Source organism: Bacillus sp. DX3.1 (genome assembly GCF_030292155.1).
GTDB lineage: Bacteria > Bacillota > Bacilli > Bacillales > Bacillaceae_G > Bacillus_A.
In genome coordinates, this window is the sequence record NZ_CP128153.1 from 5,089,160 (window position 1) to 5,100,172 (window position 11,013).

Consider the following 11,013-nt stretch of genomic DNA (forward strand, 5'->3'; position numbering starts at 1 on the left):
ACAAAGAAGTTAAGCGGGGGATGAAGAAAGACCCACTGATTAAAGTTTCACTTTATTGGACAACTGCTCCGCGAATATAGTTAAAGACAATCTTTTCATCGTTCGGCAACACAACTGGCTGAATTTGCTTCGTATCAATTGCGATATTTGGGTCTTTCAAGCCATTTCCTGTTAGTACCGCTACGATTTGACTTCCTCTCGCAATTTCTCCACTTTGCAATTGCTTATAAATACCGGCAAGAGATGCACAAGAAGCAGGTTCAGCAAAGACCCCTTCGTACTTCGCTAACCATTCATATGCTTGAAGAATTTCGCTATCTGTTACTTCATCTATTTTACCTTGAGAATGCTCTGCCGCAGCCACAGCCTTCTCCCAGCTTGCCGGATTCCCAATCCGAATTGCCGTTGCGAGTGTTTCAGGCTCTTCAATTTTATGCCCCCGCACAATAGCAGCTGCTCCCTCTGCTTCAAAACCATGCATTTCTGGCAAACCAGTGCCAAGCCTTTTATGATATTCCTTAAAACCTTTCCAGTACGCTGTAATATTACCGGCATTCCCAACTGGAATTGCTACAATATCCGGAGCTTTTCCGAGTACATCACAAATTTCAAATGCAGCCGTTTTTTGTCCTTCAATGCGGTACGGATTGACAGAATTCACAAGTGTAATGGGCGACGTATCACTTAATTTACGCACCATTTGCAAAGCATGATCAAAGTTTCCATCAATACTTACAATTTCCGCACCATACATGACCGCTTGCGCTAATTTCCCATATGCAATCTTCCCATTAGGAATGATAACAATACATGATAACCCTGCCCTAGCTGCATAAGCTGCTGCAGATGCAGACGTATTACCTGTAGACGCACAAATAACCGTCTTGCTTCCCACCTCTTTCGCCTTCGCTACAGCCATTACCATGCCGCGATCCTTAAAAGATCCGGTTGGATTCGCTCCTTCTATTTTTCCATAAATCGTAACACCCCACCGCGCTGAAAGGTTCTCTAATAAAACAAGTGGTGTATTTCCTTCGTGTAACGTCAGGGGTGGCGTCTTTTCTGTAATAGGTAGGAAGTCCTTATATTCAGCAAGCAGCCCTTTCCACATTATCTAGCATCCCCTTCGATTCGATAGTTTGCTTTTACACAATCTACTTCTTCGTATGATTGCAGTGTATGTAAAATATATTCATAATCTGCAAGGGATGCACGATGTGTTACGATGACAATCTCAGCTGCTCCTTTCTGCTGTAATGGCATTTGGATAATCTTTTCAAAGCTAACACCACGCTCTGAGAATAGTGATGTAATTTTTGCAAATACACCAATCTCATCTTGTACATGTAGACGTAAAAACTTTTTCACGAAAATTTCGTCTTTTTCTTTTAACAATTTCTCATATTGCGGAGAAACCGCACTATTTCCTGTTACACCAAGGCGCACATTTTGCATCACCGCAACTAGGTCAGAAACAACTGCTGTTGCTGTTGGCAAACTTCCGGCACCAGGACCGTAAAACATCGTTTCTCCTACCGCCTCACCATATACATATACAGCATTATATTCATTTTGAACAGCAGCAAGAGGATGTGTATTAGGAAGTAACGTTGGCTCGACTGTTACCTCTAATTTTTCTCCATCTCGCTTTGCGAGTCCAATTAATTTAATTGTGTATCCTAAGCTTTTACTATACTTAATATCTTCCTCTGTGATGGATGTAATCCCCTTCACCTTCACATCCCCAAGCTCCACATTTGTAGAAAAACCTAGAGTTGCCAAAATCGTCATTTTTCTTGCTGCATCTAATCCTTCTACGTCTGATGTTGGATCTGCTTCCGCAAATCCAAGCTCCTGCGCTTCTCTTAACACGTCGTCGTATGCTCTCCCTTCGTCAGACATTTTTGTCAAAATAAAGTTTGTTGTTCCATTCACAATTCCCATCACTTTTGTAATAAGATCCGAAGAAAGTCCTTCTACGATGCTACGTAAAATTGGGATACCTCCAGCTACACTCGCTTCGTAAAATAGATCAGCTTGATTTTCTTTTGCAGCGTTAAGTAATTCTGCTCCGTGCAATGCCATTAAATCTTTATTGGCAGTGACAACGTGCTTACCACTTTGCAAAGCTTTCAAAATATACGCTTTTGCCTCTGGAACACCGCCCATTACTTCAATGACAACATCAATGTCAGGATTATCTATAATTTCACTTGGATTCTTCGTTAATAGAGTAGAGGGTACTTGGACTTCTCTCTCTTTTTCAATATTTTGTACTAATACTTTTGCTATTTTCACTGGGCAACCTACTTGATGCATAAGACGATCTTGATGATCCGTAATAATACGAACCACACCGCTGCCAACTGTCCCAAGGCCTAATAAGCCCACTTGAATTTCATTCATGATACTGTCCACCCCTCTAGATAATTGTATTTAGATGCCATTATATAAGTTAAATTTTAGAAAAACAATATATTTTGAACATTCGGAAAAATAGAGGTTGTTCATTACAAAGAAAACGTTGCCACGTGTTATAGAATGATTATCTTATAAAACATAAGGGGTTTCTTGATACACATAATAATTTAACCAATTTGAAAATAATAAGTTTCCATGACTCCGCCACCTTACAAGTGGTTTTTCAGATGGATTATTATGTTTAAAATAGTTTTTAGGAATCGTAATATCTAACCCTCTTTGCCTATCTCGTTCATATTCTTGCTTTAACGTATCACAGCTATATTCACTATGACCGAGAGCAAAAATATGTTTACCATCTTGATTCATGACGAGATGGACACCCGCTTCTTCTGATGTTGCAAGTATTGTAAGCTCTGGTACTCTTTCAATATCAGATGCTCGCACTTCTGTATGACGAGAATGCGGGGCAAAAAAGAGTTCATCAAATCCCTGCAATAACTTCACATGCTGCTCATGCACCTCATGTTCAAATACACCAAACAGCTTTTCTGTCAGCGAGTATTTTGGAATTCCATAATGATAATACAGTCCAGCCTGTGCCCCCCAACAAATATGAAGGGTAGATGTTACATTTGTTTTGGAGTATTCCATAATGCGCCCGAGCTCTTCCCAATAATCTACATCTTCAAAAGGAATTGTTTCAATTGGAGCCCCCGTAATAATAAGTCCATCAAATCTTTCTCCTTCAATATCACGAAATGTTTTATAAAAACTTGTTAAATGTTCCTGCGCTACGTTACGTGATACATGAGACTCCATATGAAGCAAATGTACATCCAGTTGAAGCGGTGTATTACCGATTAACCGAAGCAACTGTGCCTCTGTTTCTTGTTTCGTTGGCATTAAGTTTAAAATTGCAATTTTTAAAGCACGTATATCTTGCGTTTCTGCTCGCTCTTTTGTCATCACAAAAATATTTTCCTTTTGCAACACTTTACGAGCCGGTAGATCTTTATCAACAATGATCGGCATGTGTTTTGCCTCCAACTAATGCTTCTTGTAAATCTGCAATAATATCAGATGCATCTTCTATACCGACCGATAAACGGACTAAATCAGATGTAACACCAGCTAAACGCCGCTCTTCTTCTGTTAATTGTCTGTGCGTTGTACTTGCTGGATGAATGACACATGTTCTTGCATCTGCTACGTGCGTCACTAAGGTTGCCAATTTAACGTTTGCAATGAAATCTTTGGCAGCCTGTAAACCACCTTTAACGCCAAACGTTAACACCCCACTTGCACCTTTTGGCAAATATTTTTGTGCTCGTGAATAATTCTCATTACTTTTCAGTCCTGGATAATTCACCCATTCAATTCGTTCATGATTAGCAAGCCACTGCGCCACTGCGAGCGCATTTTCACTATGACGCTCCATTCGTAAATGCAATGTTTCTAAACCGATATTGCTCATATACGCATTGAACGGGCTCATACAGTTTCCATAGTCTCTTAATAATTGCACACGAGCTTTTACAATATATGCCGCCTGCCCAAATTTTTGTACATAACTGACACCGTGATAGCTTGGGTCTGGTTCCACAAGCTCTGGGAACTTTCCATTTGTCCAATCAAAATTTCCACCATCAATAACAATTCCGCCTAATGAGCTTGCATGACCATCGATATATTTCGTTGTAGAATGAACAACAATATTCGCCCCATGTTCAAACGCTTGGCACAAATATGGCGTTGCCAATGTATTATCGACGATAAACGGTATTTCCAGCTCTTTTGCTGCCGCTGCAAACTCTTCAAAATTTATAACATTCATCGCTGGATTTCCAAGTGACTCAGCATAAATTAATTTTGTTTTATCATTTGCGAGCGCCACAATTTCATCAGCAGTCTGGTTCGAATTAAAGAATGTCACATCAATTCCAAGCTTACGTAGACTTACTCCAAATAAATTAACTGTTCCCCCATAAACTGTTGAAGAACAGAGCAGGTGGTCACCACTGCCACAAATATTTAAAACTGCAAGCATAATTGCAGCTTGACCAGATGCTGTTGCAACAGCTCCAACACCGCCCTCTAACTCTGTTAGCTTCTGTTCAAATGCTGCCAGTGTCGGATTACCAATACGCGTATAAATATAGCCCTCTGCCTCTAAATTAAAGAGCGCGGCTAAATCATCCGACGTATCATATTTGTACGTCGTGCTTTGATATAGCGGCAGGACGCGAGGTTCACCATTCTTTGGTGTATAGCCACCTTGCACACAAATTGTTCCTTTTCCCCATGATTCTCCCATTTTTTAATCTCCTTTCTTCTCTCTCACTCTAAGAGTCAAGAATTAACGCCTTCCATCAATAGATTGAGTATTCATCCTCAATCTATTGATAATAGTTTCACTTTATGAAAATAAAAAAACTGCTTCTTTCCCGAACAAGAAAGAAGCAGTTTGAAAACACGCTCTGATTTTATCTTTCTTATCTGTCAGGGTACTACCTGCAGGATTTGGCACAATTCCGCTAATCGGCTGTTGCCAAGGTTTCATAGGGCCTGTCCCTCCACCTTTTCTTGATAAGACTATTCAATTACCGTTGATTTTATAGCAATATTTTCCTACTGTCAATTATTTTTTTCTGAATTTTTCCAAAAGATTTTATTAACAGTTTAATTATTTATTCCTAAAATTTAAATTTAAAAAACCAAAGAAAATGGCTCTATCTAAAGAAAAAGAATACCTTTTAAAAACCTTACTTACTATGTAAAATTAAAGAGTTATATCTAATCATAGTAACTATCAACATAATATATTTAACAATGCTACACTTTATACAAATGTTGTCAAAATATATACAAAAACACGATTACAATTACGAATGTTTCAGGGCTTCATAAAATAATAATGCTGATTTTTATAATATATTTTGAATAAGTAATTCTCTTACAAAGATAATATGCATATTGAATTAGTTATCCAATTATTTTCGTATCATAATCTCTAACTTTTTCATAATAGAATATAACATAAAGGAGGCATAAAGAATGGCCATTAGGAGAGGTATGCACTACTTACTCATCATATATGGTATGTTTCTAGGTTCTATAGTTGGTGCTACAGTCTGGTTATTTTTAGTTGTCACCAATGCTGGAATTCACTTCATTTGGGAATATTTACCCAAAGAATTTACATTACCACCTTATTACACAATTTGTGTAACAATAATCGGTGGTGTTCTTATCGGATTATCACAGAAGTACTTCGGTACATACCCACGGTTAATGCCAGAGGTAATGGCTGAATATAAGAAAACAGGTAGGATTGAGTACCATTTTGTGCATCAAGCTACGTTAACAGCTATTATTGTTTTAGTATTTGGCGCAAGCTTAGGACCAGAAGCAGCACTTGTTGGGATTATAGGTGGACTTTGTACGTGGATTGGTGATCGCTTTAATTTTGCTTTAAAAGGAATGCAGGGACTAACAGAAATTGGGATTGGCGCTACTTTAAGTGTTATTTTTAATGCACCGCTATTCGGTTATTTAGCCCCAAGCGAAAATGAGAATGATCGACTTGCTGAAGTTTCTAAAGGGAAAAAGGCTATTGTATATCTCGCTACTACTTTTACTGGTTTTTCTGTTTATTTATTACTTAGTAAATTTGATAATCGAGGATCTTTTATTGTTAATTTTGGAGAAGGATCTTTTGCACTCCATGAATGGATTGCCTTTCTCCCTCTTGCTTGTATAGGTGCTGGTGTAGGCTATTTTTATTTCAAGATAGAATATATACTGGAAAAAGTAGTACATCCTTTTCAAGAATATAAACTAGCATTAGGGATTATAGGTGGCATTCTTTTAGGGATTGCAGGAACTTTCCTCCCGTATACAATGTTTTCAGGAGAACACCAATTAAAAGAATTAGTGAATGAGTGGACAGAATTATCATTTGGGTTGCTGTTTCTTTCAGGGGTTTTAAAATTATGTGTAACGGCAGTTTGTTTAAATACAGGTTGGCGTGGTGGACACATTTTTCCGATTATATTTGCTGGTGCAAGTATTGGATATGCTATGGCCACTGTCATACCAGTAGATCCAATTGCTTCTGTAGCCATCGTGACGACAGCCATTTCAAGCTATGCATTACGAAAACCAATCGCTATTACAGTATTATTGCTTATGTTCTTCCCAATCAATTTATTATTACCAATGCTTGGAGCCGCAATGATTGGTAATTTATTTCCACTTCCTAACCATAGTGAGAATAAACAGGCGGCTAGTGCAAATATCAAATAGTAAAATAAACAAATAAAAAGCAGTACCATCGCTATAAAAGTGTTGGTACTGCATATAATACTGCTTTCTTTGAGTGACAATTATGCTTTTAATTAAAATTTGCTTGCTACTTTAACAGCTTCTTCAAGACCTGCTGCAATAATTTCTTCTGTTTTATCTGGGAATTGATTGTGACCTTCAATAACTACTGTCTCCATATCTTTTACACCAAAGAAGCCCATCATGCTTGCTACGTATTTAACAGCCATTTCCATTCCAGCTGCTGGTCCTTCAGAGTATACACCACCGCGTGCGTTTAATAATGCAATTTTCTTATCTCCAATAAGACCTACTGGACCTTCTGGTGTATATTTAAATGTTTTACCAGCACGGTTTAAGTAATCGATGTATGTGTGAAGTACAGCCGGAATTGTTAAGTTCCATAATGGGAAACCAAATACTACTTTATCCGCTGCAAGGAATTGATCTAAATATTTATCAGCAATAGCTACTACTTTTGCCTCTTCTGCTGTTAAGTCAAACCCTTTACCTGCTTTAAATGTACCATTAATCATGTCTACACCTACATATGGCAAATCTTCTTTGAATAGATCAAGTTCTACAACTGTATCATTTGGATGTGATTCTTTGTAACTTGCTAAAAATGCTTCATATAATTTCACACTAACTGCTTGGTCTGCTGGACGGTTGTTTGCTTTTACAAATAAAACTGTTGTCATTTTCTTTTCCTCCTAATTACTCACTCTTACGTTGCTTGTATATTTACTCACTAAAAAGGGGCAATCCCTTGTAATGTTGTTACTCACAAATATATTCTACCTTTTCAATTCATCAATTTCTTCCTCACATAGACGTATCTTTTCATAAAAAAAGTCCACCTCCTAAAGGTGAACTAAGTCCTACGACTTTTGTCTTATACAACTCCATTTTTCACTGCATATAAAGCTGCTTGTGTCCGATCTGATAAATTTAATTTACTTAAAATACTACTTACATGAGCTTTTACCGTTTTTTCAGTAATGACTAAAACAGAGGCAATTTCCTTATTACTCATCCCTTTAGCCAGTAACTGTAATACTTCGTTTTCTCTTGCAGTTAGTACATCCACATGAATATTTGATGTCGGCTCTCGTTCTTCTTGCGGCAGGGTTTGAGAAAGAAGCGCGTTTGCTATATCAGGATGAAGCTGAATATTTCCTTTGTATGCACTACGAATCGCTTCTACAAGCTGATCAGGCTCAACGTCTTTTAAAATATATCCGCTCGCTCCAGCTTTTAATGCTGGCAACACATGAGCTTGATCCGAAAAGCTAGTTAATACAAGTACTTTCACATGTGGATACTCCTTTTTAATACACGCTGTCGCTTCAATGCCATCCATCTCTGGCATATACAAGTCCATCAATACAACATCCGGCTGTGCCTCTCCTACTTTTTCTAACGCTTCTTTTCCGTTATTTGCTTCTCCAACTAATTCCAAGTCTTCTTGTGTGCTTAAGAAAAATGCTAATCCTTTTAAAACAACTGTATGATCATCAACTAATAATACTTTTATTTTCACAAGTTCCCCTCATTTTCACATCGCATTATAATGGTACGATAACTTTTATACTTGTCCGCTTTTTTTCACTTACAATCTTAATACATCCGCCAATTAACTCTGCTCGTTCGCGCATTGTTGTCATACCAAGCGATTTCTTCTCTTTTATATCCTTTTCTATAAAACCAAGGCCGTAATCAACCACCTCTAAGGACACATCTTTCTCTGTTACTTTAAAATAAATCGTCGCTTCTATTACGCCTGCATGCTTAGTAATATTATTTAAGGCCTCTTGTCCGATGCGCCATAATGTTTCTTCTACCACACGCGGTAAATCGCGCACACCTGTGACCTGTTCGCGAATCTTTAACCCTAAGTTTTCACCATACTGCTTTAAAGCTGGAAGCAAACCTTTTTCTAATCCTGCTGGACGTAGCTGCCAAATGAGTGTCCTCATTTCTTTTAAGGCACCTTGCGCTAGCTCCCTCATCTCATGAAGAGATTGATCGACCCTTTCATTTTGTCCCTTCAAAACAGCTTCTGCCCCCTTCGTCATGAAGGTTAATGAAAATAGCTTTTGTGAAACGGAATCATGAAGGTCCCTTGCTAAGCGGTTTCGTTCTTCCATTCGAGCAAGCTCGCGGCGCTGTTCATTTAAGCGTAAATTCTCGATCACTAATGATATATGATTAGTCAGCGCTTGCATCATATCTACAGTATGCGAATCAAATTCCTCCTGCTTTGAACTGCTCACACATAACACACCAAACACATGATTTCGAATATAGATAGGAACAGCGATGATGGAATCATTGTTTTGAACTGTTTTCCCAACTGGTCCTTTCCTCACAACGGTGTGATTCTGCTGAAATGCTTCCCATGCTATATCTTCTAATCCCGCATCTTCCTTTTCTTCCTGCAAAACACCATTTTTATAGAAGGCGCGTAGCGATAGCTTCTCTTCTTCCTGTATAAAAAATGCTAGCTGTGGCCACTTAAACACTTTACCAACCTGTTTTATAACTTCTGACGGTAATGTATTGAGCTTGTGAATTGTTCCAATTTGTTGAATTACACGCTCTAATTTCACATAATAATGAGCACGCCTCTTTTCGCCTTCATATAATTTCGTCCGTTTTAAAGCCGTTCCAATTTGTAAAGCAACTGATTGTAATAGCATCAGTTCTTCCTCAGAAAAATGTGTTTTTCCTGGACTTGCTACATTTAGTACGCCGAATTCTTCCCCACCAGCTTTTAATGGAACAGTTGCATGATGAAGAATTCCTTCTGTGTCGCCCCAATTATTTTCAATTGCATTGTTAATTCGTTTACATTCAATAATATTAACAGCCCGTTCTAATTTCCCTTCAACAAAACGGCGCAAACACCAACATTCCCCTTCACACATTGGTTTTTTATTTTGAAAGGTAAGCGCTGCTGGCAAACGATAATCAATCAATTTCGTATACCTGCCGTCTCCATCAGCAAGGAAAATCCACCCTGTTGTTAAGCCTGTTACGTGCAATAACTTTTCTAATACAGCCTGTAACACGTGATAAGTATCATTTGATGTATTTAATGTTTCTGCAATCTCTTTTAATATCACTAATTCGTTTGTACGATTTTCTTGAAACATACTTTGTCTCCTACATACAATATTTTCATTTCTCATTGTACCAAATTCAATATCATTTAAAACAAACAAGTTATTTTTTCACTTTGTACTTATTCATAACATTGATATAATAGTTAAAAATGTAGTTTTCATTATATTACCTGAGGGGGCTTTCACAATGACATTAAATAAAGCACTTACAATCGCTGGATCTGATACAAGTGGCGGTGCTGGTATACAAGCAGATTTAAAAACATTCCAAGAGCTTGGCGTATACGGAATGACGTCTCTTACAACAATCGTAACGATGGACCCACATAATGGCTGGGCACATAACGTATTCCCAATTCCAGCTTCTACACTAAAACCACAATTAGAAACAACAATTGAAGGTGTTGGTGTTGATGCTTTAAAAACAGGTATGCTTGGATCTGTTGAAATCATTGAGCTTGTTGCTGAAACGATCGAAAAGCATAATCTACAAAATGTAGTAGTAGACCCAGTTATGGTATGTAAAGGAGCAGACGAAGCACTGCATCCTGAAACAAACGATTGCTTACGCGACGTACTTGTTCCAAAAGCATTAGTTGTAACACCAAACTTATTTGAAGCATATCAACTGAGCGGTGTGAAAATTAACTCTCTTGAGGATATGAAACAAGCGGCTGAAAAAATCCACGCTTTAGGTGCAAAATATGTATTAATTAAAGGTGGTAGCAAACTAGGTACAGAAACAGCAATCGATGTATTATACGATGGAAAAACATTTGATATTTTAGAATCAGAAAAAATCGATACAACAAATACACACGGTGCAGGCTGTACATACTCTGCAGCAATTGCAGCAGAGCTTGCAAAAGGAAAACCTGTAAAAGAAGCTGTAAAAATTGCAAAAGATTTTATCACAGCAGCAATTCGTCATTCTTTCAAATTAAACGAATATATTGGACCAACACATCACGGTGCCTATCGTAAATTTGCTGCCAGAAAAGAGCTTGTATAAGAAATAAAAAATAAAGCTATCGCCATTGATAGCTTTATTTTTATTCCATTCTAGCAAGTAGTAAGGCTTCCCTTGAAACCATAATTACTAATTTCACACCAGCTAACCAATCAAAACGAATGTTGT

General features: G+C 37.8%; 9 protein-coding genes and 1 riboswitch. Of the genes, 2 read left to right on the forward strand and 7 right to left on the reverse strand.

The genetic code is table 11. The annotated features are described in order from the left end of the window. Nucleotides 1-52: 52 nt before the first annotated feature. From thrC to QRE67_RS25530, 4 genes are all read right to left on the reverse strand, one after another. Entirely contained in the window at nt 53-1,111 is a 1,059-nt protein-coding gene (thrC, locus tag QRE67_RS25515) for a threonine synthase (RefSeq protein ID WP_286122938.1), read from the reverse strand. Beyond that, a complete protein-coding gene (locus tag QRE67_RS25520; protein ID WP_286122939.1) occupies nt 1,111-2,406 on the reverse strand; it encodes a homoserine dehydrogenase in 1,296 nt (431 codons plus the stop codon). Before QRE67_RS25520 ends, thrC begins: the two co-directional genes overlap by 1 nt. A gap of 144 nt (nt 2,407-2,550) precedes the next feature. After that, complete coding sequence (metA, locus tag QRE67_RS25525) at nt 2,551-3,456, reverse strand: homoserine O-acetyltransferase MetA (protein ID WP_286122940.1); 906 nt, start codon at nt 3,454-3,456, stop codon at nt 2,551-2,553. Next, entirely contained in the window at nt 3,440-4,738 is a 1,299-nt protein-coding gene (locus QRE67_RS25530; protein ID WP_286122941.1) for a bifunctional O-acetylhomoserine aminocarboxypropyltransferase/cysteine synthase, read from the reverse strand. Before QRE67_RS25530 ends, metA begins: the two co-directional genes overlap by 17 nt. Nucleotides 4,739-4,913: 175 nt before the next feature. Further along, nucleotides 4,914-5,017, reverse strand: a riboswitch (SAM riboswitch). 461 nt (nt 5,018-5,478) lie between these two features. Between QRE67_RS25530 and QRE67_RS25535 the strand changes: the two genes are divergently transcribed. Then, on the forward strand, nt 5,479-6,729 hold the full coding sequence (locus tag QRE67_RS25535; protein ID WP_286122942.1) for a chloride channel protein: 1,251 nt from the start codon (nt 5,479-5,481) through the stop codon (nt 6,727-6,729). Nucleotides 6,730-6,821: 92 nt separating this feature from the next. Here QRE67_RS25535 and QRE67_RS25540 read toward each other — a convergent pair whose 3' ends face one another. From QRE67_RS25540 to QRE67_RS25550, 3 genes are all read right to left on the reverse strand, one after another. After that, on the reverse strand, nt 6,822-7,448 hold the full coding sequence (locus tag QRE67_RS25540; RefSeq protein WP_286122943.1) for an FMN-dependent NADH-azoreductase: 627 nt from the start codon (nt 7,446-7,448) through the stop codon (nt 6,822-6,824). 194 nt (nt 7,449-7,642) lie between these two features. Next, entirely contained in the window at nt 7,643-8,290 is a 648-nt protein-coding gene (locus QRE67_RS25545; protein ID WP_286122944.1) for a response regulator, read from the reverse strand. A 25-nt stretch (nt 8,291-8,315) separates the two neighbouring features. After that, on the reverse strand, nt 8,316-9,905 hold the full coding sequence (locus QRE67_RS25550) for a sensor histidine kinase (protein ID WP_286122945.1): 1,590 nt from the start codon (nt 9,903-9,905) through the stop codon (nt 8,316-8,318). A 157-nt stretch (nt 9,906-10,062) separates the two neighbouring features. Here QRE67_RS25550 and pdxK point away from each other — a divergent pair, with 157 nt between their 5' ends. After that, a complete protein-coding gene (gene pdxK, locus QRE67_RS25555; RefSeq protein WP_286122946.1) occupies nt 10,063-10,887 on the forward strand; it encodes a pyridoxine/pyridoxal/pyridoxamine kinase in 825 nt (274 codons plus the stop codon). The last annotated feature ends 126 nt before the right edge of the window (nt 10,888-11,013 follow it).